Raw genomic sequence first — 23824 nt, 5'->3', positions numbered from 1 at the left:
TTTTTCAATTATTAAACAAGTCGTCGTAAGCTTTGCCGTGACGTCGGCGCTCATCAATAGCCGCTTTTAAAGCACTCACCTTCAGGCGTAACTTGTCGTTAGAGGGTAATTCGCCTGTAAGCCATGCTTCAAGCTGGCGACGCGCCCGAAATACGCGGCTCTTTGCTGTCCCAACTGCGCATCCGGTCGCCTCCGCCAGTGCCTCATAACTGAGGCCCTGCACCACGACCATCACCAGCGCCTCACGTTGATCTGCCGGGAGGCGGGATAAGGCAAGGGACAGGTCTTTGAGGGCGAGATTATCGTCATGTGTCGCATTGGTCGCAAAAGACGATGCCGGCACGTCATCAATATCCGTCGTGTCACGCTTCTTCCGCAGGTCGGAGATGAAGCGGTTTCTGAGAATACGATGCATCCAGGCGGAAAAATTGGTTCCGGGGATAAAACTGTCCTGCGCGGCCAAAGCATTGCACACCGCATCCTGCACAAGATCTTCAGCGGCCGAACGGTTACGCGTCAGAGAAAGCGCCTGGACACGAAGTTTTGGCAGAATTTTTATCACTTGGTCGTGGAAGCTGGACATAAAACCACCCTTTCCCGGTTGTCCTCTACCGGCATAATGGATGGGAATTAAAAAAGGTTGCAGTTGCGCGAAAGGTTCACAAAAAAAGTGAAGTTTTTTGTCAAATTCGCGCGACATCGCCCTCCCGCATTTCTGCCAGCCTGTCCCGCGCGCGGGAGACACGGGCTTTCATCGTTCCGACCGAGCAGTCACAGATCTGCGCGGCCTCCTCATAACTGAAGCCCTGCGCCCCTACTAATATAAGTGCTTCCCGCATCACGACGGGAAGTCGCCAGATCAGAACACTCAAATCCATGACCTGATCCTGATATCGGGGCGGTCCATGCGGGTCGGTTCGGGCGTGATCCTCAAAATCCGCCATCACTTCCTGCTCCCGCCTGGAGCTGCGCAGGCCCTCATAAAATAGGTTGCGCTGCACTTTCAGGATCCAGGCCTTCAGATTTGTACCTTCCTTATATTGGTCATGCGCCCGAAGGACGCGCAGGACCGTCTCCTGCACAAGGTCATCCGCCGATGAAACATCATGCGTCAGGAACCTGGCGAAGCTACGCATCGCAGGTAAAATCGCCGCCAATCCACGTCTCAGTTCACCATCCACGTTTCATCGACCCTTCTCGGCCTGCCATCAATGATGGGTATAGAAATCTCGAAGGCAGATACAATATAGTTGTTTCGTCAAGAGGTTTACCATAAAAATGGTGAGTAAGCTTCGTTTCTTGTTCCGTTCGGACCGCGTTTAAATGAGGATCGACCCATGGTATCAGATTTGCCGCGACAGGAGCTTTACCGTGCACTCCCGTTTGCCCGGCGGTTCGCACGTGCCCTGACCCGCGGACAGCAATCCGGGGATAAGCTTGTAACGGAGGCGTTGAAGCGTTTTCCCATATTGCCTGATGAGGAGACCTCCCTCAGCGCCCGGCATCGGCTTTACCGCATCGTCGCGGAAACCTTCCGCCAGATTGTCAAAATCGCGCCGGATGACGTGCCTGGCCTGTCGCTGGATCAACGCTTCCTTCTGCTCCTGACAGCATTGGAGGAAGTCCCGATCGGCAAAGCCGCGGAGATTATCGGCCTGGATGAGCGCACGGCGATGCACAAGGTGATGGAAGCGCATAAAGGCCTGCGTTCCATGGCGGAAACCAGCGTCCTTATTATTGAGGATGAGCCGATCATCGCTTTTGACATTCAGAATATCGTTGAGCAAAGCGGGCACCGATGCGTCGGTGTCGCCCATACGGAGGCCGATGCTGTCCGCCTCGCGCGGGAGACGCAACCGGACCTTATTCTTGCCGATATCAACCTGGGTGCCGGCGGAGATGGCATGTCGGCCGTGCGCCGTATCGGCCAGAATCAGGACATCCCCGTGATTTTCGTCACCGCCTATCCTGAGCGACTTCTTACAGGTGAATCCGAGGAGCCACCTTTCGTCATCACCAAACCTTTTGAGCCGATGACGCTCGCCATCACGACTTATCAGACCGTTACAGGTGGGTTATCGACGATTTGACCTTGTCAAAACCCATGCGTTTCGCCACGGATGACGCATGGATGCGCCTCTTTTAACACTTCAGAATATTTCATTCTTTCTCGGTGGCCCCCCACTCCTGCAGAACGCCGCTCTGTCCGTCCATGAGCGGGACCGTATATGCGTCGTCGGGCGCAATGGCTGCGGCAAATCGACTCTCCTTAAAATCGCGTCCGGGGATATATTGCCGGATGGGGGGCAGAGATTTCTGCAACCTGGCACGCGGGTGATCTACGTCCCGCAGGAACCGACCCCGGGTAATGCGAAGACCGTCTTTGATTATGTTGTGGCCGCGTTGCCGCCAGCGCGCCATTTCCTCGCGCGCAGCCTGATGGCGGAAGTCGGTCTCACGCCGGATAAGGACACCGCCGCGCTCTCCGGCGGTGAAATGCGCCGTGCCGCCCTCGCGCGCGCTTTCGCGGCGGAGCCTGACCTCCTTTTGCTGGATGAGCCCACCAACCATCTGGATCTCCCCACAATCTTATGGCTGGAAACGGCCCTCCGCCGTCTTAATGCCGCTGTCATCTTTATCAGTCACGACCGGCAATTTCTCAAAAACATGTCGCGTGGGGTGTTATGGATTCATCAGGGGCAGACCCATCGCCTGAATGAAGGGTTTGAGAAATTCGAAAGCTGGCGTGATGATTTTCTCGAAGAGGCGGAGCTCAGCGCCCATAAGCTCGACCGGCAGATCGCGCGTGAGGAAGACTGGATGCGCTACGGCGTCACAGCCCGCCGGAAACGCAATATGCGCCGGGTGGCGGAACTCGGCGCGCTGAGAAGAGAGCGTTCGGAACTTCTCTCACGCCGACGCGGCGCGATGTCCCTCGAAGCCCGCACCACCCTCGCTGGCGGTAAACTCGCTGCCGATATCGAAACACTCGGCAAATCTTTCGGTGAGCGCTGCCTTGTTCAGAACCTCAGCCTCAAAATTTTGCGCGGCGACCGAATCGGCATTATCGGGCCGAACGGATCGGGCAAAACAACGCTGCTCAAGCTTATCACTGGCGCGCTGACGCCGGATCACGGACGTGTCGCGTTGGGCCCTTCCATCCAGCCCATCGTGATTGACCAGCGACGTGAGACGCTCGACCCATCGCGCACGCTGGTCGAGAGCCTGACGGATGGCAAGGGCGACATGGTGCAATGTGCCGGCCAGACGCGCCACGTCATAGGTTACATGAAGGATTTTCTCTTCCGCCCGGAGCAGGCACGGACACCGGTCAGCGCCCTTTCAGGGGGTGAACGCGGCCGCCTGGCCCTCGCAAAAGCCCTCCTGACCCCGACGAACTTCCTCATACTTGATGAGCCGACCAATGATCTCGACCTTGATACGCTGGAAGTTTTGCTGGAATGGCTGGAGAAGTATGAGGGCACCGTCCTGCTGGTCAGCCATGATCGCGACTTCCTTGACCGCATCGTCACGTCGACGCTGGTGGCTGAGGGAGAAGGACGCTGGACGGAATATGCGGGCGGTTATGCCGATATCGCCGCGCTTTCCCCTGATCTGAAAAGCCCGGCATCGCGGGAAGATGTAACGGCGGATCGCAAAGCCCCTTCCAGCAAGCCCTCCTCGCGTCATCGTAAATTGAGTTACAATGATCAACGGGCCCTGGATCAACTGCCGGACCGCATCAGCAAATTAGAGGGAGCGATTTCCCACATGACGGCGGAACTTGCACAACCTGACCTTTATCAGAAAGACCCGACCCGCTTCAGCACCCTCACCGAAAAACTTGCGCAAAGTGAAAAGGCGCTTGAAGCTGCGGAAGAGCAATGGCTTACGCTTGAACTCAAAAAAAGCGCTTTGTCCGCGCCTCCCGACGCTTAAGGGAGTTGCCCCAATCCGGAGGCGAGCACGCGGGCGCGCGATTCCTCAATGCAGGCGGTGATCCGAAGCGCCGCATCAAGTGCGCGTATCCCTGCTTCCGCATTGACGAGGACGGGCGCGCCATCCTGGCAGGAGGCGACAAAAGCCGCGTGTTCGGCTTCAATATTATCGTGATCCTTCCAATGAATCGCCTCCTGCCGGAAGCCGCCTGTTCCGGGAAGGGGAAGTCCCCTCTCCCGACCGATAAAAGTCAGCTCGCGCTTCATGAAGTCAGCGGAGAGATAACCTTCTGCGCCGAAAATCCGCATTTTCCGCTCAGTCTTCAGGGAAATCCGGCTGGCGGTAATCGTGGCCACGCACCCATTTTCAAACCGGACACGCGCATTGGCAATGTCCTCATGCGCGCTGGAGACCGCGACACCCAACGCATCAATATCGCGGATCGGGCTGCGCACGAAGGAGAGGACGAGGTCGAGATCATGTATCATCAGATCAAGGATGACCGAGACATCCGTACCACGATCCTTGAAAGGCGCAATGCGCGTGGCCTCAATATAAATGGGTTTCGTCACGCGCGTGGAAATCGCCTTATGCTCCGCAGAATAACGGAGGAGGTGGCCGACCTGCAGCACGCAATTCTGCGCCGCGGCGAGCGCACCGAGCTTCTCCCCTTCCTCACGCGTTGCGGCGATGGGTTTCTCGATCAGGACATGTTTCCCGGCTTCCAGACATGTGGCGGCCAGCGCATAATGGTGCTCCGCCGGGGCCGCGATGATGACGGCCTCAACACGCGCCAGCAGGGCCGGAATATCTTCAGCCACGTCGCACCCCACTTCACGCGCGACGCTCTGCGCACGTGATGGGTCGGGGTCGTAAAGGATTTCAAGCGTTTCGCGGGTGGATGCATGCGATTTCAGGGCATGAAACCGCCCGAAATGCCCCGCCCCGATCAATCCTACATGCAGGGGCCGCATCGCTGATGCGCGGGAACGGAAACTCATGTCATCACCCTAAAAAACAATTCAGAAAGTGGCGGCTTTTACAAAGCCTTTATCACCCATAAAGGGAGTTGCATCGCGCCAAGGCACACGCCATCCTCAGGCGCTAGGACAAATCTGCGTTATCTGCTATACTCCCGCTCAGGCAATAAGGATACTGCGACGGCCGATGATCCGTTATAATCGCTTCACACTCCTCGGCGTGCTCGCCATATGCTTCGCCGGGCTTCTGCTTTGCGTCCCGAATTTTGTGCGTCAGGCGCCCTATCACCTCCCCTGGCGTCAGGTGCATCTCGGGCTGGACCTCCAAGGGGGGTCCTACCTCCTGCTCCAGGTCAATACCGAAACACTCTCCAGCGATCGCCTGACCGCGCTCGAGGATGATATCAAGCATAATCTGACCGATGCGGGGCTTGGATACCGACAGTTCTCGATCGACGCAAAAACGCGGACACTCCGTTTTTATCCTCGGGATGAGCAGGAGGCCGATGCCGCTTTCAAAGTCGTCAATGATATCCCGCGTGCTTCACCGGATGAATTCAGCGTGCAACGTGCACAGGCCCGGATTGAGGTCGCCCTCGACCACCAGGTTTTGCAGAGACGCGCGCATGAGGCGATGGCGCAGACGATCGAGATCGTTCGCCGCCGCATAGACGGCACAGGCGCCGTCGACCCGCAAATCACGCGTCAGGGGGAAGATCGGATCGTGGTGGAGTTGCCCGGCGTGAGTGACCCGGAGCGGATCAAAGCGCTTCTGGGCACGACGGCAAAAATGACATTCCAGCTCGTCGCAACGGCGGGCAGCGCAAGTAATGTGGGCGGTATCACGATGATACCGGCCGCAGATAATTCGCGGCAATGGCCCGTTTTAAACCATGTTGAAGTGGATGGGGCCGCCCTCACCAATGCCGCGCCGGTCATTGATCAGCAGACCGGGCAGTGGGCGGTCTCCTTCTCTTTTGATCATCGCGGGGCCACGGCATTTGCCAAAACAACGACTGAAAATGTCGGCAAGATGTTTGCCATCATCCTCGATAACAAGGTCATTGAAGCCCCGGTGATCCGCACTCCCATCACAGGGGGTAACGGGCAGATTACCGGCAATTTTGATGCGCGCACGGCGACGGATCTCGCCCTGATGCTGCGCGCCGGTGCATTACCCGTCCCGCTCAATGTCGTTGAACAACGATCGATCGGCCCTTCTCTCGGTACTGATTCCATTCGGGCCGGCGCCATCAGCCTGTTAGTGGGGCTGCTGCTGGTCATTGTGTTTATGCAGCTTTTTTACGGGCTATTCGGCCTTTACGCCAATCTCGCCCTCATGGCCAATCTCGTTTTGATGATCGCCATACTCAGTCTTTTTCAGGCGACACTGACTTTGCCGGGTATGGCGGGGATGCTGCTTACGCTCGGGATGGCCGTCGACGCCAATATTCTGATCAATGAGCGTATCCGGGAGGAAGTGCGCAACGGCCGCTCCGCCCTCGCCGCATTGCAGAATGGTTTTGAGCGCGCCCAATCAACGATTGTGGATAGTAATGCGACAGCTTTCCTCGCGCATGTCATGCTTTTTGCTTTCGGGACTGGGCCGGTGCGCGGTTTCGCCCTGACGATCACCATCGGCATTCTCACCACCCTGTTCACGACCATGGTGCTCTCCCGGCTGCTTATCATACGATGGTATGCCAAAACGCGCCCTGCGACCTTACCGGTGTAAAGAATCATGTTTTCTCGCCCCCTTTTGCGCTTTTTCCGTGATGACAAAAAAATCCCCTTCATGCGGGGACGTTATGCCGGGCTGATCGCGTCGGCCGCTTTGTCTCTCCTTTCCATTGCCCTGTTCTTCAAACCGGGGCTGGAATTGGGGCTGGATTTCCGCGGCGGTATCGTTGTGGAAGCGCGCACGAAAGGCCCGGCCGACGTGCCCGTGCTTCGGGAGGCATTAAATAAAAAAGGGATCACCGCCGCCGGCATCATTACATTCGGGGCGCCGGACGATGTGCTGATCCAGCTCGAAACACCGAAAGCAGGGGCGGATAATAATCAGGAGACGCAACGCCTCGTTGACCGGGTGCGTCAGACGGTCGAGGCCGCCCAGCCCGGCGCGCAGATTTTGCGTGCGGATGCGGTCGGAGCTTCCGTCTCGCAGGAGCTTTTCCGCAACGGCATTTTAGCGCTGCTTCTCAGCCTCGGCATGATCCTCATTTATATCTGGGTGCGGTTTGAGTGGGAATTCGCGATCAGCGCCGTGCTGACCCTTGTGCTTGATCTCACCAAGACGATCGGCTTCCTCGCCATCACGCGCATTCAGTTTGACCTGGTGATGGTCGCGGCGATTTTGACGATCCTCGGCTATTCCACCAATGATAAGGTCGTGGTTTATGACCGCGTGCGGGAAAATCTGCGCAAATATCGCAAAATGAATTTGCGCGAATTGCTCGACCTTTCCATCAATGAAACGCTGAACCGTACTTTGGGCACGTCATCCACCGTGTTTCTTGCCGCGCTGCCTTTGGCGATTTTCGGGGGTCACAGCCTGTCCGGCTTCGCGACCGTGATGTTGTTCGGTATTGTCATCGGCACCTCCTCATCTATATTTATCGCCTGCCCCATCCTTTTGCTTCTGGGGGCAAAAAGACTGCGCCGCGACGCATCGTGAGATGTCTGTCGGTGATGCGGCGTAAGGCCTGACCGCTCTCAAGGTCCGGTCAGGCTCTTCGCGCCACAGGGCCGCTTTACTTACGGTTTGCGCTCAAGCAGATCACGAATTTCGGTCAGAAGCTTTTCTGAAATCGTGGGTTCCGCCACCTCTTCCTGCTTTTTATAGAGGCTTGAAACGAGCTTCACCAGCCAGAAGACGGCGAAGGCAACGATGAGAAACTGAATCAGCGCATTTAGAAAAACGCCGACATTGATGGTTACCGCCCCTGCCTTCGTGGCTTCCGCCAAAGTTGGCAGGACGGGGCCTTTGAGGGTGATGAAAATATTTGAGAAATCGATGCCACCGGTCAGCAGACCGATACAAGGCGTCATCACATCCTTAACGAGGCTGCTGACAATGGCCGTGAAGGCCGCGCCGATAATGATCCCGACAGCCATATCAATGACATTGCCGCGCATGATGAATTTTTGAAATTCACCGACCCAGCCGGGCTTATGTAACGAAAATTTATTATCCATTTTCTCTCTCTTTATCTTCCAGCGCGCCTCTTCCCTAAGCGGGAAACGCTTCTCTTATCCGAAAAACCCGGTGATTCTGAAAGTTCCCGCAAATAAGCGTTCCCTTTCACGCCCGATTGCGATAAGACGCATCGCTTATAAGTCCCGGTCGGCATCGGGGCATGGTTATCTGGAGAGTTTGGCAATCATGAAATCTGGCATCCACCCTGAATATCACGAAATCAAAATTGTGATGACGGACGGGACCGAATTCACCACGCGTTCATGCTATGGTGAGCCCGGCGCGACATTGCGCCTTGACGTTGACCCGAAGTCTCACCCCGCCTGGACAGGCGTGCAACGTATTCTGGATACGGGCGGTCAGGTCGCCAAGTTCAATAAGCGTTTTGCCGGGATCGGCGCGCGCAACGCGAAGAAATAAACGCGCTGGGGACCGCCCTGCGATCTCTTGAAACCTCCTTTTCCGATCCCCATTTTAAGGTTGTTGCGGTGCCATTGGGCCGCAACAACCTTAATGGCTCAGCCCTCCGCCCGTTGGGGAGGGTTTAGCCGGATCTGCCTTAAAGGAGGTTCTTATGACGTACGATTTTTCCCCGCTTATGCGGACAGCGATTGGTTTTGACCGTTTTGCCCGCTTGATGGATAACGCTGCAAATATGGCGGCGCCCAATAATGGTTACCCCCCTTATAATATCGATAAGCAGGATGCCGATACTTATCGGCTGACGATGGCGGTTGCCGGGTTCGGCCCGGCTGATATCGACATCACGCTTGCCGATAATAATCTTGTCATCAAGGGCACGCCGCCCGCACATTTCACGGAAGGTGAAATATTGCATCGCGGCATTGCGGCCCGTACCTTTGAGCGTCGTTTCGTCCTCGCCGATCATATCGAAATCGGTGAAGCTGAACTGGTCAATGGTCTGTTGACGGTCACGATCAAACGGGTTGTGCCGGAGGCTTTGGCACCGCGCCGTATTGAAATCAAAAGCGTCGAGGGCCTTTCCACCTCTGCGAAAGCGGAAGGGACAAAGGGGCAGCGCAACGCCGCTTAAATTGACGCGCTTTTAAGAGAGAAAAGGGTGCAAATGCGCCCTTTTTTCTTATCCAGAGGCCGGAAAACACTTGACGTTTTATCGCGCACACCGTCATACGATGACAACTTCGCAATGCATTTCCAGGCACCATGCGGACCGTATCTCGATACGACAACTCTTTTCGGTGCCTGGCGCGGCATAATCTTGACCCGGGGTGACCGAGAATGACTCTTCCACTTATGCCAAAAGCCACTGCGGTGTGGCTTATCGACAAAACGGCGCTCACATTTTCACAGATCGCGGCTTTTTGCGGAATGCACCCTTTAGAGGTGCAGGCTATAGCGGATGGTGAAGTTGCTTCCGGCATTAATGGATATGACCCCGTCAAAAACAACCAGTTGACCTCTGAGGAAATTGCCCGCTGCGAGCGTGACTCAAACGCGACTCTGAAGCTCTCCTCCGCTGCCAATCCGATTCCGCGTCGCGCCAAGGGTGCCCGATACACCCCGATCGCCCGCCGAAACGACCGTCCGGACGCGATTGCGTTTCTCCTTCGGCAATTTCCGCAATTATCCGAAGCGCAGATCATCAAGCTTCTGGGCACCACAAAAGACACGATCGCCAAAGTGCGGGACCGTCAGCATTGGAACAGCGCCAATATCAAACCGCGTGACCCTGTCATTATCGGTTTATGCAGCCAGACCGACCTTAATGCCGCTGTGCATATCGCCGATCAGCGCCTTGAGAAGGAAGGCGGCGCGCAGGATATGCGTTTCACGGCCCCACCGGCGGATGACGTCAATGACGTGCCGGGAGACGCGCCGACGGCCGACGATAATGCGTCGCATGAGGATGATGTCGCCTGAACCGGGTTGCTGACGGTTACAGCGGTGAAGTGCGTTAAGCTTGTGTGGCCCGAAAGGGGATCAGCGTCTCACTGTCACGCCACGGCGCCATTTTACCGATTGCGCTTGGAAACGAGCACTGCAGAGGTGAGGATGGCACGATAAACCCGCCTGCCCGCCCCTTCACCCGAACCAAAGCCGGTTTGAGGTGTCAGATGAGAGACGACCGAATACAGGACAGTAAAGCGTGAACCGAAATCGAGACCTACTCGCCCATGTCGGCATCATCATGGGAAGTCAGAGTGACTGGGAAACGATGCAGCACGCCTCCCAGACGCTGGACCAATTGATGATCCCGCATCAGACTAAAATCGTCTCAGCACACCGCACACCGGACCGCCTGCGACAATATGCTGTTTCAGCACGGGATGCGGGGCTTAGAGTCATCATTGCCGGCGCGGGCGGTGCCGCACATCTGCCTGGAATGGTGTCAGCCTGGACAACGCTCCCTGTCCTCGGTGTGCCGGTTGAAAGCCGCGCGTTGAAAGGCATGGATTCCCTTCTCTCCATCGTGCAGATGCCTGGCGGTGTGCCGGTGGCGACATTCGCCATTGGCCGCGCGGGGGCCATTAACGCCGCCCTGACCGCCGCGTCGATCCTGTCTCTTGATGATGATGACGTGCGCATCCGCCTCGAAAAATGGCGCCAGGCCCAGACGGATAACGTCAAAGACGCACCTGAGGGCTAGGCCATGCCGGATATTTTGAAGCCTGGGGGGCGAATCGGCATCATCGGTGGCGGGCAACTTGGCCGCATGTCCGCCATGGCGGCGGCGGAAATGGGCTTCCACTGCCATATCTTCTCGCCTCGCGACGATGAGCCCGCGCTTGACGTGGCCCCTTCCGCAACAATCGGCGCTTATGATGATGCCGCAGCCCTGCGGCGCTTCGCGGAGAATGTCGATGTCATCACCTTCGAGTTTGAAAATATTCCCGCAGAAAGCATTGCATTGCTTGAATCACTCAAGCCCGTGCATCCTTCACGCAAAATATTGGAAATCAGTCAGGACCGCATCACTGAGAAATCCCGGCTCAACGCATTCGGCCTGAAGACGGCACCCTGGGTCGCCGTGACGGACCCTGATGCGCTTGCCTCGATAGAGGCGGCACTCGGCTTTCCGTTCATCCTGAAACAGACGCGTTTCGGCTATGATGGGAAGGGACAATGGCGGGTCAATAGCCCTCAGGACCTTGAGGCGATTCAGGAGACGCTGCCCTACCCGCTTATCGCCGAAGGCCTCGTTGATTTTGATCGGGAGCTCAGCGTCATCGTCGCGCGGGATCTTTACGGTGAAGCTTCCTGCTTTGACGTGACAGAAAATCGCCATCATCACGGCATCCTCGATATCAGCCTCGCCCCGGCCCGCATCAGCCCTGAGCTGGCGGCGTCAGCGCAGGATATGGCGTGCCGCATTGCCCATGGATTGGCGCTTGTCGGCATCCTCGCCGTCGAGTTGTTCCTGGACGCAAAGGGGGAATTACGCGTGAATGAAATCGCGCCGCGCCCCCATAATTCCGGCCATTGGACGCAGGATGCCTGCCTGATCAGTCAGTTTGAAGCGCATATACGCATGGTGGCGGGGCTGCGCGCGCAACCCCTCACCCGGCACAGCGATGCGGTCATGAAAAACCTGGTTGGTCCCGGCACGGAAGTCGCGGCCCGCAGAGCGCTCGAAACACTTGGCACGCGCCTGCATCTCTATGGCAAGGCGGAGGCGCGGCCTGGGCGCAAAATGGGTCACGTCAATGCGCTTTTCCCCAAAGGGGCGCTACCCGGGGATCTTGGGCTTGCCGCCGCGCTTGGGCCGATCCTCAATGACGGGCTCGAGTAAGCCGAGTTCTTTAAGACTGGCGTAACGCCCTTTACCAATCACCAGATGGTCGAGAATATCGACACCGATCAGGCGCGTTGCATACATGATCTGATGTGTCATGTGGATGTCGCTGCCGGATGGTGTCGGGTCTCCACTCGGATGATTATGGACGAGGATGAGGTTGGCAGCCCTCAGCTCCATTGCGCGACGCGCAACTTCCCGAGGATAGACGGGTGTGTGATTGACCGTGCCCTGCGCCTGGGCTTCATCCGCCAGAAAACCACCATCATCGGACAGGAAAATGACACGGAACTGCTCCACAGCCTCCCGCGCTAATCGACTGGTCAGATAATCCAGAAGAAATTGCTTATCCGCGAGGACGTTCTTCTTGTTAATCCGCTCACGATTGATGCGGATGGCTGCTTCCTGAACGAGGCGCACGGCGATGATAGCGCCGGTCGGGAAATTCGGGACAGAGGTAAGCGCTTCATTCGGTGCGCAAAGTAAACCGGAGAAGGAACCGAAACGCGCCTTGAGATTGACGGACACCGCAGCTGCCACGTCCTCCGGGATTTGCAAAACCCGTAGGAAATGTCGAATCTGGTCATAGTCATCTTTGACCGGCAGGCTTTCCGCCGCTTCAATTTCACTCAGGGCGATCCGCGACCACCCGGAGCCGATGACGTCAAAGAGATCGTTCGACCCGGTTGGCCTCTTCCTCGTTCTATTTTTTCGATTTATTCTTGGCAGAGTAGCCTCTCGTTGGGACAAACACTGGTGAGGATCGGAGGGAAACGGGATAAGTCTACAGCGTCAAACAGTTGACGAATGATGAAAGTCGCGCTTCAAACTTAGCGAAAGGTGATCCTAATCAAAACTCTTTTTTTACCGCACCGCATAATTGCTTTCAGACGATAATTCCTTGTTGCCGGAAACTGAACAATTCGAATTGCTTATCAATCAAAATATAGTCATGCAGCGTAATTGCGAGATGTTCTGTCTCTTTCTGTAGTTTGATTGCAACAGTTCGAAGTCGACGCGCCTCGCCTTGCACGTTGAACTGCACAGAGTGCAAACATATAAGCGCCGTTGCGTGGAGAGATAAGGCCCGGCGGAACATATCCTGCGTGTCGCGACCTACATTGAAAGCCTCGTCAGCCAGAAGCCGGTTCTTATTATTGAGGAAAAGCACCCGAGAGCTATCCTCCGGCATAATCTCCATTGTATCATGTAGATAATCAACGAGTTCCTCCCATGCGCCAACGACGATCTCCGCCTGTGGCTCAGACACGGCCAGCAAGGATGCCGCTGCTTGCGGGAGGCGCATGATTTTAATCGCCTTGTCGTTGAGGCCAATCTCACGCAGGCGAGTCACGGGTGCATTTACAACGCCGCCGATGGAACCGAACGTCGCCATCAGCTCCTTCGCACGCGGCTTCGTGTCCTGCCTGGGGACGGACAGAAACAACAGCATTTCAATTATTTCGTAATCCGCCAGAGATTCGACGCCATTGCGCAGGACACGCTCACGCATACGGGCACGATGGCCGAGCACGCTGTTCTTTTGACTGGAAGACCGCCTGCTCATTCTTTAAAAGGATATAGTGTCATAAAATTCTGCAACGTCGTGCGGTAAATGTGAATCATTCTGTACCATCCCCTGAAGCACATGGATACCTGAAACGCTTAAACCTTGAGCAGCGCGCCGCTGCCGAGTCAATCGAAGGGCCATTATTGATCCTCGCTGGCGCGGGGACAGGTAAAACCCGCGTTTTGACGACACGCTTCGCGCATCTTCTTCTGACGGGTAAAGCACGACCCCATCAAATTCTCGCCGTGACTTTCACGAATAAAGCAGCGCGGGAAATGAAAGACCGCATTGAGACGCTTGTCGGGCACACAGTCGATGGGTTGTGGCTGGGCACGTTCCACGCGATCTGCGTGCGGATGCTGCGTCGACATGCCGCGCTGGTTGGTCTCAGCAATCAATTTACCATTCTCGATACAGATGACCAGATCCGCCTCATCAAACAAGTGATGGAACCGGCCGGAATCGACGTGAAACGTTGGGCGCCGGCCGCCATGCTCGGCGTCATTCAACGCTGGAAAGACCGCGCCCTTACCCCGACAAGTATCACGCCTGCTGAGGATACTGACTTCGCGCAAGGCAAGGCGCGCGACATTTATCTCGCCTATCAGGAGAGGTTGCGCAGTCTCGATGCTTGCGACTTTGGCGACCTTATCCTGCACGTTTATGAAATCCTGCGCCTGCATCCTGAGGTTCTCAAACTTTATCATCATTTATTCAGATATATCATGGTCGACGAGTATCAGGATACGAACACAACCCAATATCTTTGGCTACGTCTTTTGTCACAACGCCCGGATGAAGACGCCAACATCGCCTGCGTCGGTGATGACGATCAGTCCATATATTCCTGGCGCGGCGCTGAAATTGAGAACATCCTTCGCTTTGAGCGTGACTTCCCAAAGGCGAAGATCATCAGGCTTGAACAGAATTACCGCTCAACGCAGGAAATTCTTTCGGCCGCCTCCGGGCTGATCGCGCATAATCATGACCGTTTGGGTAAAACACTTCGCCCCGGGACGGATGATCGCCGGGGGGAGAAAGTCACCATCCTGGCCGCACCGGATTCGGATGGTGAGGCGCATCTCATCACCGCACGGATTGAAACGCTGCATCATGAGGGCCATGATTACGCGCAGATGGCGATCTTGGTGCGCGCCTCTTTCCAGACGCGCGCATTTGAAGATCGTATGCTGGCGAAAAACATCCCCTACCGCATTATTGGCGGCATCCGGTTTTATGAACGCGCTGAAATCCGGGACGCGCTGGCTTATGCACGTCTTCTGGCGCGCCCGGGTGATGATCTCGCGTTTGAACGCATCGCCAATACGCCCCGCCGCGGGATCGGCGCCACCGCGATGCAGAAAATCCATGCAGCTGCCCGTGCGCAGCATTGTCCCCTCATGGTCGCCGCCCTGGCTGAAGACGGTCCCAGATTATTGACGCGCAAGGGGCAGGAAGCTCTGACGGCTTTATCCGATACGTTGGCGCAGGGGCGGGAAAAGCTGAATGGGGAAGGCCATGTTGTCGCGCTGGAAGCCGTGCTGGAAGAGGCTGGCTATCTCCAGATGTGGCGTGACGATAAGTCGATCGAAGCGCCCGGCAAGCTTGATAATATCAAGGAACTCCTCCGCGCCATGGCGGAATTCCCGTCTTTGGATGCGTTTCTGGAGCATATCGCCCTTGTGATGGATGCTGATGCTGTCCAGGGGGATGACAAGGTCAATGTCATGACGCTTCATGGCGCCAAGGGGCTGGAATTTGACACGGTGTTTCTGCCAGGGTGGGAGGAAGGTATTTTCCCCTCTCAACGCAGCCTTGATGAAGGCGGAGAACGCAGCCTTGAGGAGGAACGACGCCTGGCCTATGTCGGGCTGACACGCGCCAGAGCGCGGGCCATTATCTGCCACGCTGCGCGTCGGCGCATTTACGCCAACTGGCAGGACAGCATCCCGAGCCGGTTTGTCGGGGAAATCCCGGAAGAGTGGCGGAATGAAATCAACCCCTATGGTGGTTTGCGCGTGCAGGAAACACCCTTCCCGCGCCCTGCCAGCCATTGGCCAATACTCGCGCGACGTGATAGGGGCAAAGCGTCAATGTCGCCCCCGATGGAAGAATTTGAGGCGGGTCACCGCGTTTTCCATCAGAAATATGGATATGGTATAATTATGGTCGTCAATGGAGAGACTTTATCCGTCGCCTTCGAGAAAGCGGGCGACAAAGCCGTTCATGCCAGTTACGTCGATCTGATCTCATCATGATCCGCCCGCGCCACGCGACACAACTTGAAACGCTCTCCGTCACGGTTGCGGAAAGCGCTGTCCCCTTATTTGAAAGCGCGCTCGCCACAGTATGCACAACTGTCGGCATTTTCGAGGCAGATGACGACCATCGGAACTGGCGCGTCGAAGGGGTGCGTGATCAGGGCCATCGGGAGGATGAGTTGCAAAGCGCCCTTGAGGTGGCGCGCCTTCTTTCGGGCCATGATGCGCCGCTTCATCAGCAGGTAACCCATAGTGATGGCTGGCTGGCGCGTATTTATGAAGCCTTCCCGCCGCAGGAAATCGGACGGCGTTTTATGATCTGCGGCACGCATCTGGATGCGCAGCGCGCGCCGGGGCGGCACGTTATCACGCTCGATGCGGGGATCGCCTTCGGCTCGGGGGAGCATGGCTCAACCCGGGGTTGCCTACGGGGCTTTGAGAAAGTCGCTTATCGCCGCCCGCGCCGCATTCTGGATATGGGTTGCGGCTCGGGCATTCTGGCGATGGCCGCGGTAAAGCACCTTCACCGCCCGGCCCTCGCTGCGGATATTGACCCATGGTCTGTGCGAGTCACCCGAAGCAATGCGCGGCTTAACGGCCTCAAGAACATGATTCATGCGGTGCAGGGCCAGGGCTGGTCCACGCCCGCCGTGCGGCGCAGCCGGAATTTCGACCTGATATTCGCCAATATTCTGGCACGCCCCCTCTGCCTCATGGCCCGGGACCTTGCCGCCAAACTCAAACGCGGTGGAACGACCATATTGGCCGGATTGCTGACGTCGCAAGCCAATATGGTTCTGGCAGCCTATCGTCGTCAGGGCCTCGTGCTGGAGCGCCGCATTTATGAAGGGGAATGGTGCACCCTTATTCTAAGGAAACCCGCATGACCACACGTGATTGTCAGCTTCGCCTCGCGCGGGAAGAAGACCTCCCGGAAATACTTGAGATCGTCAATCACAATATCGCGCATTCTGACGCGCTCTGGAACAACACGCCGCAAACACTCACACAACGTGCGGCCTGGCTGAAACAGCAGCAGGAAAACGACATGCCCGTTTTCGTCGTGATATGCGAGGGTACGTTTTTCGGCTATGGCAGTTACGGCCCCTTCCGCCCCTATGAAGGTTATGCGCAGACGGTCGAGCACTCCATTTACGTCAAACCGGGAATGAGCCGCCTCGGGATCGGCCAGATGCTCCTGACTGCGCTGATTACCCATGCGACGGAGGCCGGGCGCCACGTGATGATCGGCGCCATCACTGACACAAATACGGCTTCCATCCAATTACATGAGAAATTCGGCTTCACCGCCATGCCTGCGATCCCGGAAGTGGGGCGCAAATTTGACCGATGGCTTAACCTCGTCTTTATGTATCGGATACTCGATTCCTGAAGCAGGGGTTAAAGGTGACATTATCCGCAAGCCGCGATTCCATCCGCCATATACGTGCACAGCTCTCCGCAGAGGGTCTGGACGGATTTATCCTGCCGCGGGGCGATGAATTTCTCGGTGAATATGTCGCCCCTTATGCGGAGCGCCTCGCCTGGCTGACCGGTTTTACCGGCAGTGCCGGGCTGGCGATCCTGCTGCAGGATGAAGGGGCCGTCTTTTCAGATGGTCGGTATACCGAGCAGCTCCGCAACCAGCTTGATCCGTCCATCTGGTCCGCGCAAAGCCTTGTGGCGGGTGGTCCGCAAAAATGGGTGGCGGCGCGTCAGAAGCCCTTGAAACTCGGCTATGACCCGCGCTTGACCTCCAAGGCGCTTTTCAAAAATTTCGACGCCATGTCGTCCGTGACGCTGGTCCCATGTGCGCAAAACCCGATCGATGCAGCCTGGGTGACGCAACCGGAAAAGCCTGATGGCAAGGTCCAGCTTCTGGACCGGCAATTTTCCGGGCAAAACTCTTTACAGAAACGCACGCATATCGGGCAGATATTGGCAGAGCATGGACATGACGCCGCCATGATCACGGACCCGACCTGCCTTGCCTGGCTGCTCAATATGCGCGGTGATGACGTGCCGTATACGCCGGTGGTACTGGGCTTCGGACGGATCACACCGGATGGCGCGGTAACGGCCTTTATCGATGAGGCCCGCCTGCCTGAGAACGCCGCCGCCCATTTCGGGCCTGGCGTCACCTTCGCCCCACCTGAAGCCTTGCCCCAGTCTCTGGAAAATCTCCGAGGCAAGATCGTGCGGCTGGACCCGGAAAGCGCATCCGTGTGGTTCCGGCAGCATCTCGATGCAATCGGGGCAAAGCCAGTGCATGATGCCGATCCCTGCCACCTTTTGAAGGCGCAGAAGAACGACGTCGAGCTTGATGGCGCCCGTCGCATCCAGAGAATCGACTCAGCCGCTCTATGCAAATTCCTGCATTTCGTCACCGGGTCGGGCGTTGGACGCCGCGAGTCAGAACTCGCCGATCACCTCCTGCGGTTCCGCTCTGGGTCGGCCGAATTCCGGGAGGAGAGCTTCCCCGCAATTTCCGCCGCGGGACCAAATGCCGCCCTGCCCCATTACCGCGCGATCGAGGGACAGGATCGTGAACTCACGGCGAACCAGATTTACCTCATTGATAGTGGCGGGCAGTATGAGGCCGGCACGACGGACGTGACGCGCACAATCTGGATCGGGCCGAACGCGCCGGATGACGCCATTTGTGACGCGTTCACGCGCGTGCTGAAAGGGCATATCGCCATCGCCCGGGCGATTTTCCCCGTCGGCTCACCGGGTTATCGTCTGGACCCGCTCGCCCGTTATGCTTTATGGCAGGCGGGGCTCGATTATGATCACGGGACGGGCCATGGCGTTGGGAGTTACCTTTCCGTGCATGAGGGACCGCAAAATATCGGCGCGGCCCCGCGTCCCACCCCGCTTATGCCGGGCATGATCGTCTCGAACGAACCCGGATATTACGAGCCGGGACATTTCGGCATACGCTCGGAAAATCTGCTGATCGTCAAAGTCGCACCCCGGACGGGTCCGCGGGAATTTCTGACGTTCGAAACGCTGAATTACGCACCTTTTGACCGCAAAATGATCCGCCCCGCCCTTCTCTCTACGGAGGAGATCGATTGGATCAACGCCTATCACGCCAAAACGCGGGCGGAAATTTCCCCGCTTCTGGAGGGAGATGCACGGGCGTGGCTCATGGAGGCATGTGCACCCCTGAACTGTTGATTGAGGCTTTTTATGACCAGCAAAACATATCGGGCGACCCTCATTGAAGGCGATGGGATCGGCCCGGAAATCACGGACTCAACCGTGAGAATTCTCGAAAAACTGGGCGCCCCCTTTATCTGGGAGAAATGTGCGGGCGGGCTCGGCGCGATCGAATCCAACGGTGTGCCCCTGCCGGAAGCGACGCTCGAAAGCATTTCCCGCACCGGTCTGGCCCTGAAAGGCCCGCTGACGACCCCGGTCGGCAAGGGGTTCAAGTCCGTCAATGTCACTTTGCGCCAGCGCTTCGGACTCTATGCCAATCTGCGCCCGACGCGGACAATCATCCCCGGCGAACGGTTTGATCATATCGACCTCGTCGTGGTGCGTGAAAATATCGAGGGGCTTTACGCCGCAAATGAATATTACCTCCCCTTGGGGGATGACCCACGCGCCATCGCCTGCGGTGGCGGCTTTAATTCCCGCGAAGAATGTGCGCGGATCATCCGCTTCGCCTGTGATTACGCCGTCGCGAATGGCCGCAAAAAAGTCACGCTTGTCCATAAAGCCAATATTCTGAAAATCTTCAGTGGGCTTTTCCTGGAGACGGGCCGCGATATTGCGCAGGAATATGACGGGAAGATCACCATCGACGAGCGGATTGTCGATGCATGCGCCATGCAGCTCGTCACCGATCCCTGGCAGTTCGATGTCATCGTCACGACGAATCTTTTCGGTGATATTCTCTCTGACCTCACAGCTGGACTTGTCGGGGGGCTGGGCATGGCGCCGGGGGCGAATATCGGTGAGAAAGCCGCCATCTTTGAGGCCGTCCATGGTTCAGCGCCGGATATTGCCGGTAAAAATGTCGCCAACCCCTTGGCCCTGTTGATGGCAGGCGGGTTGATGCTGGCCCATGTGGGGCGTCATGATCTGAAGCAACGTCTGGATGACGCCATCACCCGCGTCGTCACCACAGGCGGCGTGCGCACCCGTGACCTTGGCGGCACATCCAACACAAGTGAGATCACCACAGCCCTGCTCGACGCATTGTAAACCCCCTGCCCTGACCCGGGCACGACACGCGTGGATTTTATCTGTCGCGTGTCGCGTCAAGCCAGCCTTGCAGCATGTAGGACGCGGCCATTTTATCTACGACCGCCGCCCTTCTTTTGCGGGTCATGTCGGCTTCCTCAATCAGGAAGCGATTAACCGCGGAGGAGGAAAGACGCTCATCCCAACAGCAAGCAGGGAGGTCAAGACGTGAGGAGAGGTCACGCAGCCAGTCTTCAGCCGCCTGCGCCGCCGGTCCCCTCTCCCCGTTCATGCTGAGGGGCAGGCCGCAAACCAGCGCGCCCACGCCCTCCGCGGCGATCATGGCGGAGATTTCAGCCGCCATCTGCCCCAACTTCCGCCGCTTAATGACGCGGTAGGGTGAGGCCAGCATCAAACTGACGTCACTCAAAGCAAGACCGACGGAAACGCTTCCCGGATCAATGCCCAGCACACGTTGATCTCGTCCGAGCGTGGCGCGCAGCTTGTATGGATTGAATAGCGACATGATTAAGCGTTATAACCCGACCAAAATTAACACTCTTCCCTACCCGCCCCTCAGCAGGAAAGTCGAGAATTTATGTCGCTGGACACAGAATCCGTCATGCGGATCGCCAAATTGGCCCGCATCGGCCTGACGCCTCAGGAATGCGCTGAAGTCGGGTCGGAACTTGATCATATTCTCGGATGGGTCGAGCAACTTAAAAATGTCGATGTCACCGACGTGCCCCCCATGACCGGCGCGGGTGTCGCAACCCTACGCACGCGTCAGGATAAAGTCGCGCTGGAAAATAACGAGGAAGATGTTTTAGGCAATGCGCCCCTGCGGCGCGGCCCGTTTTACGCTGTGCCGAAGGTGGTTGAATAATGTCCCGCATGACCCTTACCGCCACACGCGACGCCCTCCGCGCCAAAAAGATTTCAGCGCTGGAAGTGACGGATCATTTCCTCGCCGCCGCGGAACAGCTGAACCCTGAGATCAACGCCTATATCACGCTTGACCCGGAGGGCGCGCGGGCCCAGGCAAAAGCTTCCGACGCGCGTCGCGCAAAGGGTGAGGCCCTGCCGCTTGATGGTTTACCTTTGGCTGTCAAGGATCTCTTCTGCACGAAAGGGGTCAGGACCACGGCAGCAAGTGCGATTTTGAAAGACTTCGTGCCACCTTATGAAAGTACGGTCACAAAAAATCTTCTGCAGGACGGCGCTGTTTTTCTAGGCAAGGCCAATCTGGACGAATTCGCGATGGGGTCAACGAACATGACCTCCCATTTCGGCCCCGTGACCAATCCTTGGAAACGCGCTTCGTCCGAACAGCGCCTCGTGCCGGGTGGTTCATCCGGTGGGTCAGCGGCCGCGGTTGCGGCGGGGATGGCACTGGGCGCCACGGGCACGGATACAGGCGGCTCCATCCGGCAGCCCGCGGCCTTCTGCGGCATTACCGGTGTCAAACCAAGTTACGGTCGATGCTCTCGCTTCGGGACGATCGCCTTCGCGAGTTCACTCGATCAGGCGGGCCCCATGGCCGCCAATCTTGCGGATTGCGCGTTGCTGCTGCAATCCATGGCTGGTTTCGACCCGCATGACAGCACCTCCGCGCAGCGCGACGTACCTGTTTACGCAGACGCGTTAAATCGCGGCGTGAAGGGGCTGCGCGTCGGCATCCCCGAAGAATATCGCCCCGACACATTGCCCGCGGAAATCCAGGCGCTTTGGGACCAGGGGATCGCCTGGCTGCGAGAAGCCGGGGCGCACATCATCGATGTCTCCCTGCCCCACACGCAATATGGCTTGCCCGTTTATTATATCGTCGCCCTTGCCGAGGCCTCCTCCAATCTTGCGCGCTATGACGGGGTGCGCTTCGGGACACGAGTCACCGCTGACTCATTGGACGGGCTTTATGAAGCGTCGCGGCGCGCGGGTTTCGGGGAGGAGGTCCGCCGCCGCATCCTGATGGGGACGCATGTGCTTTCATCCGGTTATTACGACGCATATTATCTGCACGCGCAAAAAGTGCGCACGCTGATCCAACGCGATTTTGATGCTGTTTTCGCGGATGTTGATGTGCTTCTGACGCCAACAGCACCCAGCGCCGCCTTCGCACAGGATGAGAAGCCAAGCGACCCGGTGCAGGTCTATCTGAACGATATTTTCACGGTGCCCGCCAGTCTGGCCGGCCTGCCGGCCCTTTCCCTGCCGGCAGGTCTCAATGGAGAAGGTTTGCCGCTCGGGCTGCAACTGATCGGCCGCGCCTTTGAGGAGGAAACCATGTTTGCAGCCGGTCGGGTGCTGGAGGACGCGGCGTCATTTGCGCATCGCCCTGCTCATTTTGCGGAGGGGCTGTCATGAGCACTTATGCTATTGAGGGCGCGACCGGCGCCTGGGAAGTCGTGATCGGGCTGGAAGTCCATGCCCAGATCGTCAGTCAGAGCAAACTTTTCTCCGGCGCGCCGACAGCATTCGGGGCTGAGGCCAATACGCAGGTCAGTCTGGTTGACGCTGCCTTCCCCGGGATGTTGCCGGTCTTGAATGAGGAATGCGTCGCGCAAGCTGTGCGAACGGGCCTCGGACTCAATGCGCAGATCAATCTTTTCAGCCGTTTTGACCGCAAAAATTACTTTTACGCCGATTTGCCGCAGGGATATCAGATCAGCCAGTTTGAGCACCCTATTGTCGGGAAAGGCGAGATCGAGATTGAGCTTGCCGATGGGCAGACGCGGAAAATCGGCGTCACGCGCCTGCATGTTGAGCAGGATGCGGGCAAGTCCATCCATGATCAGGACCCGGAACTTACTTTGATTGACCTCAACCGCGCCGGTGTCGGGCTGATGGAAATCGTCAGTGAGCCCGACTTGCGCTCCCCGGAGGAAGCCGGGGCCTATCTGCGGAAGCTTCGGCAGATTCTGCGTTACCTCGGCACGTGCGACGGCAATATGGAAGAAGGCTCCATGCGTGCGGATGTCAATGTCTCCGTGCGTAAGACGGGGGAAGCCTATCGCACACGCTGTGAGGTCAAAAACGTCAATTCGATCCGCTTCGTCATGCAGGCGATTCAGGCTGAAGCGCAACGCCAGGTGGAAGTCTGGGAATCGGGTGGCGAGGTGCAGCAGGAGACGCGGCTTTTCGACCACACGCGCGGTGAGACGCGTTCCATGCGCAGCAAAGAAAATGCGCATGACTACCGTTATTTTCCGGACCCGGACCTTTTGCCGCTGGTTCTCGACGCAAAATGGGTCGAATCGCTGCGTGATCACCTGCCGGAACTCCCCGAGCCGAAACGTGCCCGGTTGGAGGCGCAATATGGCGTCAGCCGTTACGAATCCGGTATTCTGACCACGGAGCAGGCCGTGGCGGATTTCTATGAGACCCTCGCGAAAGAAACGGAGCCGCGTCTGGCAGCCAACTGGATGTTGGGCGACTTTTTCGCCGGCCTGAATAAACTCGGCGTCGGAATTGACCGCTCCCCGATCTCGGCGCAACGCCTCGCGGGTCTGCTCAAGCTGATTCAGGATTCGACGATTAATGGCAAGATCGCGAAGGAAGTTCTGGAGGAGATGTTCACGTCAGAGGCTTCCGCAAGCGACATCGTCGATAAGCGCGGGCTGAAGCAGGTCACAGATACGGGCGCGATTGAAGCCGCGATCACGGCGGTGCTGGAGGCAAATCCGGACATGCTGGCCCAATATCGCAGCGGAAAAGACAAGCTTTTCGGGTTTTTTGTCGGGCAGGTCATGAAGGCGATGAAGGGAAAAGCCAACCCCGCCCTTGTCAATGAGCTGCTGAAAAAAATACTCGCGGTATAATCACGTTTCAGCATCAAAGGGGGTTTGACGTCCATGCCAATTCCCCCTAGAAGCACAGTTGCAAACGTCGTGTAAACAACGTCCC

At 57.3% G+C, this 23824-nt stretch carries 24 protein-coding genes; 17 read left to right on the top strand and 7 right to left on the bottom strand.

Features of this window, described 5'->3' with window-relative positions; all coding sequences use genetic code 11:
- Positions 1-4: 4 nt before the first annotated feature.
- Both CGLAMM_RS06900 and CGLAMM_RS06895 read right to left on the bottom strand, forming a co-directional pair.
- Positions 5-583 (bottom strand): sigma-70 family RNA polymerase sigma factor, encoded by a 579-nt coding sequence (locus tag CGLAMM_RS06900; RefSeq protein ID WP_319807406.1) that lies wholly within the window; start codon positions 581-583, stop codon positions 5-7.
- Positions 584-683: 100 nt separating this feature from the next.
- Positions 684-1181, bottom strand: coding sequence for a sigma-70 family RNA polymerase sigma factor (locus CGLAMM_RS06895; protein ID WP_394820393.1), 498 nt, complete (start codon positions 1179-1181; stop codon positions 684-686).
- A 156-nt stretch (positions 1182-1337) separates the two neighbouring features.
- Here CGLAMM_RS06895 and CGLAMM_RS06890 point away from each other — a divergent pair, with 156 nt between their 5' ends.
- Together CGLAMM_RS06890 and CGLAMM_RS06885 are read left to right on the top strand one after the other, a co-directional pair.
- Complete coding sequence (locus CGLAMM_RS06890; protein ID WP_394820392.1) at positions 1338-2090, top strand: PhyR family response regulator anti-anti-sigma factor; 753 nt, start codon at positions 1338-1340, stop codon at positions 2088-2090.
- A 37-nt stretch (positions 2091-2127) separates the two neighbouring features.
- On the top strand, positions 2128-3939 hold the full coding sequence (locus tag CGLAMM_RS06885; protein WP_394820391.1) for an ATP-binding cassette domain-containing protein: 1812 nt from the start codon (positions 2128-2130) through the stop codon (positions 3937-3939).
- On the opposite strand, the gene CGLAMM_RS06880 is transcribed toward CGLAMM_RS06885, so the two are convergent.
- A complete protein-coding gene (locus tag CGLAMM_RS06880; RefSeq protein WP_394820390.1) occupies positions 3936-4940 on the bottom strand; it encodes a Gfo/Idh/MocA family protein in 1005 nt (334 codons plus the stop codon). The two genes, CGLAMM_RS06885 and CGLAMM_RS06880, sit on opposite strands and share 4 nt — an antisense overlap.
- Before the next feature lie 166 nt (positions 4941-5106).
- Here CGLAMM_RS06880 and secD point away from each other — a divergent pair, with 166 nt between their 5' ends.
- Positions 5107-6654, top strand: coding sequence for a protein translocase subunit SecD (secD, locus tag CGLAMM_RS06875; RefSeq protein ID WP_418115503.1), 1548 nt, complete (start codon positions 5107-5109; stop codon positions 6652-6654).
- A 6-nt stretch (positions 6655-6660) separates the two neighbouring features.
- A complete protein-coding gene (gene secF, locus CGLAMM_RS06870; RefSeq protein WP_394820389.1) occupies positions 6661-7596 on the top strand; it encodes a protein translocase subunit SecF in 936 nt (311 codons plus the stop codon).
- A gap of 80 nt (positions 7597-7676) precedes the next feature.
- On the opposite strand, the gene mscL is transcribed toward secF, so the two are convergent.
- A complete protein-coding gene (gene mscL, locus CGLAMM_RS06865; RefSeq protein WP_394820388.1) occupies positions 7677-8117 on the bottom strand; it encodes a large-conductance mechanosensitive channel protein MscL in 441 nt (146 codons plus the stop codon).
- A gap of 187 nt (positions 8118-8304) precedes the next feature.
- Between mscL and rpmE the strand changes: the two genes are divergently transcribed.
- From rpmE to CGLAMM_RS06840, 5 genes are all read left to right on the top strand, one after another.
- A complete protein-coding gene (gene rpmE / locus CGLAMM_RS06860) occupies positions 8305-8538 on the top strand; it encodes a 50S ribosomal protein L31 (RefSeq protein WP_394820387.1) in 234 nt (77 codons plus the stop codon).
- 154 nt (positions 8539-8692) lie between these two features.
- Positions 8693-9172, top strand: coding sequence for an Hsp20 family protein (locus CGLAMM_RS06855; protein WP_394820386.1), 480 nt, complete (start codon positions 8693-8695; stop codon positions 9170-9172).
- Between the two features lie 206 nt (positions 9173-9378).
- A complete protein-coding gene (locus tag CGLAMM_RS06850; RefSeq protein WP_394820385.1) occupies positions 9379-10020 on the top strand; it encodes a DUF1013 domain-containing protein in 642 nt (213 codons plus the stop codon).
- A gap of 268 nt (positions 10021-10288) precedes the next feature.
- Positions 10289-10747: a 5-(carboxyamino)imidazole ribonucleotide mutase gene (purE, locus tag CGLAMM_RS06845; RefSeq protein ID WP_394820424.1), complete on the top strand. Its 459-nt coding sequence runs from the start codon at positions 10289-10291 to the stop codon at positions 10745-10747.
- Positions 10748-10750: 3 nt separating this feature from the next.
- The gene (locus CGLAMM_RS06840; protein WP_394820384.1) at positions 10751-11890 is read left to right on the top strand and encodes a 5-(carboxyamino)imidazole ribonucleotide synthase; all 1140 of its coding nucleotides are present in this window, start codon (positions 10751-10753) and stop codon (positions 11888-11890) included.
- On the opposite strand, the gene CGLAMM_RS06835 is transcribed toward CGLAMM_RS06840, so the two are convergent.
- On the bottom strand, positions 11828-12433 hold the full coding sequence (locus CGLAMM_RS06835; protein ID WP_394820383.1) for a JAB domain-containing protein: 606 nt from the start codon (positions 12431-12433) through the stop codon (positions 11828-11830). The two genes, CGLAMM_RS06840 and CGLAMM_RS06835, sit on opposite strands and share 63 nt — an antisense overlap.
- Positions 12434-12779: 346 nt before the next feature.
- Positions 12780-13460: a JAB domain-containing protein gene (locus CGLAMM_RS06830; RefSeq protein ID WP_418115502.1), complete on the bottom strand. Its 681-nt coding sequence runs from the start codon at positions 13458-13460 to the stop codon at positions 12780-12782.
- 50 nt (positions 13461-13510) lie between these two features.
- On the opposite strand from CGLAMM_RS06830, the gene CGLAMM_RS06825 reads away from it, so the two are divergent.
- Genes CGLAMM_RS06825 through CGLAMM_RS06805 form a run of 5 tightly spaced genes read left to right on the top strand, consistent with a single transcriptional unit; the run spans position 13511 to position 19942 of the window.
- Positions 13511-15721, top strand: a complete 2211-nt coding sequence (locus tag CGLAMM_RS06825) for an ATP-dependent helicase (RefSeq protein ID WP_394820381.1) — start codon at positions 13511-13513, stop codon at positions 15719-15721.
- A complete protein-coding gene (locus tag CGLAMM_RS06820; protein WP_394820380.1) occupies positions 15718-16611 on the top strand; it encodes a 50S ribosomal protein L11 methyltransferase in 894 nt (297 codons plus the stop codon). The genes CGLAMM_RS06825 and CGLAMM_RS06820 overlap by 4 nt, the downstream gene beginning before the upstream one ends.
- Positions 16608-17117 (top strand): GNAT family N-acetyltransferase, encoded by a 510-nt coding sequence (locus CGLAMM_RS06815; RefSeq protein WP_394820379.1) that lies wholly within the window; start codon positions 16608-16610, stop codon positions 17115-17117. Before CGLAMM_RS06820 ends, CGLAMM_RS06815 begins: the two co-directional genes overlap by 4 nt.
- A 14-nt stretch (positions 17118-17131) precedes the next feature.
- Complete coding sequence (locus tag CGLAMM_RS06810; RefSeq protein ID WP_394820378.1) at positions 17132-18907, top strand: aminopeptidase P family protein; 1776 nt, start codon at positions 17132-17134, stop codon at positions 18905-18907.
- Between the two features lie 12 nt (positions 18908-18919).
- On the top strand, positions 18920-19942 hold the full coding sequence (locus tag CGLAMM_RS06805; protein ID WP_394820377.1) for an isocitrate/isopropylmalate dehydrogenase family protein: 1023 nt from the start codon (positions 18920-18922) through the stop codon (positions 19940-19942).
- Positions 19943-19979: 37 nt separating this feature from the next.
- Here the strand turns inward: CGLAMM_RS06805 and ruvX are convergent, their stop codons facing one another.
- Positions 19980-20447, bottom strand: coding sequence for a Holliday junction resolvase RuvX (ruvX, locus tag CGLAMM_RS06800; RefSeq protein WP_394820376.1), 468 nt, complete (start codon positions 20445-20447; stop codon positions 19980-19982).
- Positions 20448-20519: 72 nt separating this feature from the next.
- Between ruvX and gatC the strand changes: the two genes are divergently transcribed.
- The 3 genes from gatC to gatB are packed head-to-tail and all read left to right on the top strand — an operon-like array spanning position 20520 to position 23739.
- Entirely contained in the window at positions 20520-20807 is a 288-nt protein-coding gene (gene gatC / locus CGLAMM_RS06795) for an Asp-tRNA(Asn)/Glu-tRNA(Gln) amidotransferase subunit GatC (protein WP_394820375.1), read from the top strand.
- Entirely contained in the window at positions 20807-22285 is a 1479-nt protein-coding gene (gene gatA, locus CGLAMM_RS06790) for an Asp-tRNA(Asn)/Glu-tRNA(Gln) amidotransferase subunit GatA (protein ID WP_394820374.1), read from the top strand. Before gatC ends, gatA begins: the two co-directional genes overlap by 1 nt.
- Entirely contained in the window at positions 22282-23739 is a 1458-nt protein-coding gene (gene gatB, locus CGLAMM_RS06785; protein ID WP_394820373.1) for an Asp-tRNA(Asn)/Glu-tRNA(Gln) amidotransferase subunit GatB, read from the top strand. The genes gatA and gatB overlap by 4 nt, the downstream gene beginning before the upstream one ends.
- Positions 23740-23824: the final 85 nt, after the last annotated feature.

The sequence above is a fragment of the Sorlinia euscelidii genome, from assembly GCF_036452135.1.
In the GTDB taxonomy this organism is placed as follows: domain Bacteria; phylum Pseudomonadota; class Alphaproteobacteria; order Acetobacterales; family Acetobacteraceae; genus Sorlinia; species Sorlinia euscelidii.
This window is presented reverse-complemented; position numbering and strand designations above follow the sequence as displayed.

Excerpts from the sequence above, each read along its gene's own strand:
- CGLAMM_RS06900 (WP_319807406.1), bottom strand. The coding sequence starts at position 583 with ATGTCCAGCTTCCACGACCAAGTGATAAAAATTCTGCCAAAACTTCGT.
- CGLAMM_RS06890 (WP_394820392.1), top strand. The coding sequence starts at position 1,338 with ATGGTATCAGATTTGCCGCGACAGGAGCTTTACCGTGCACTCCCGTTT.
- CGLAMM_RS06885 (WP_394820391.1), top strand. The coding sequence starts at position 2,128 with ATGGATGCGCCTCTTTTAACACTTCAGAATATTTCATTCTTTCTCGGT.
- CGLAMM_RS06880 (WP_394820390.1), bottom strand. The coding sequence starts at position 4,940 with ATGAGTTTCCGTTCCCGCGCATCAGCGATGCGGCCCCTGCATGTAGGA.
- secD (WP_418115503.1), top strand. The coding sequence starts at position 5,107 with ATGATCCGTTATAATCGCTTCACACTCCTCGGCGTGCTCGCCATATGC.
- secF (WP_394820389.1), top strand. The coding sequence starts at position 6,661 with ATGTTTTCTCGCCCCCTTTTGCGCTTTTTCCGTGATGACAAAAAAATC.
- mscL (WP_394820388.1), bottom strand. The coding sequence starts at position 8,117 with ATGGATAATAAATTTTCGTTACATAAGCCCGGCTGGGTCGGTGAATTT.
- rpmE (WP_394820387.1), top strand. The coding sequence starts at position 8,305 with ATGAAATCTGGCATCCACCCTGAATATCACGAAATCAAAATTGTGATG.
- CGLAMM_RS06855 (WP_394820386.1), top strand. The coding sequence starts at position 8,693 with ATGACGTACGATTTTTCCCCGCTTATGCGGACAGCGATTGGTTTTGAC.
- CGLAMM_RS06850 (WP_394820385.1), top strand. The coding sequence starts at position 9,379 with ATGACTCTTCCACTTATGCCAAAAGCCACTGCGGTGTGGCTTATCGAC.
- purE (WP_394820424.1), top strand. The coding sequence starts at position 10,289 with ATGGGAAGTCAGAGTGACTGGGAAACGATGCAGCACGCCTCCCAGACG.
- CGLAMM_RS06840 (WP_394820384.1), top strand. The coding sequence starts at position 10,751 with ATGCCGGATATTTTGAAGCCTGGGGGGCGAATCGGCATCATCGGTGGC.
- CGLAMM_RS06830 (WP_418115502.1), bottom strand. The coding sequence starts at position 13,460 with ATGAGCAGGCGGTCTTCCAGTCAAAAGAACAGCGTGCTCGGCCATCGT.
- CGLAMM_RS06820 (WP_394820380.1), top strand. The coding sequence starts at position 15,718 with ATGATCCGCCCGCGCCACGCGACACAACTTGAAACGCTCTCCGTCACG.
- CGLAMM_RS06815 (WP_394820379.1), top strand. The coding sequence starts at position 16,608 with ATGACCACACGTGATTGTCAGCTTCGCCTCGCGCGGGAAGAAGACCTC.
- CGLAMM_RS06805 (WP_394820377.1), top strand. The coding sequence starts at position 18,920 with ATGACCAGCAAAACATATCGGGCGACCCTCATTGAAGGCGATGGGATC.
- ruvX (WP_394820376.1), bottom strand. The coding sequence starts at position 20,447 with ATGTCGCTATTCAATCCATACAAGCTGCGCGCCACGCTCGGACGAGAT.
- gatC (WP_394820375.1), top strand. The coding sequence starts at position 20,520 with ATGTCGCTGGACACAGAATCCGTCATGCGGATCGCCAAATTGGCCCGC.
- gatA (WP_394820374.1), top strand. The coding sequence starts at position 20,807 with ATGTCCCGCATGACCCTTACCGCCACACGCGACGCCCTCCGCGCCAAA.
- gatB (WP_394820373.1), top strand. The coding sequence starts at position 22,282 with ATGAGCACTTATGCTATTGAGGGCGCGACCGGCGCCTGGGAAGTCGTG.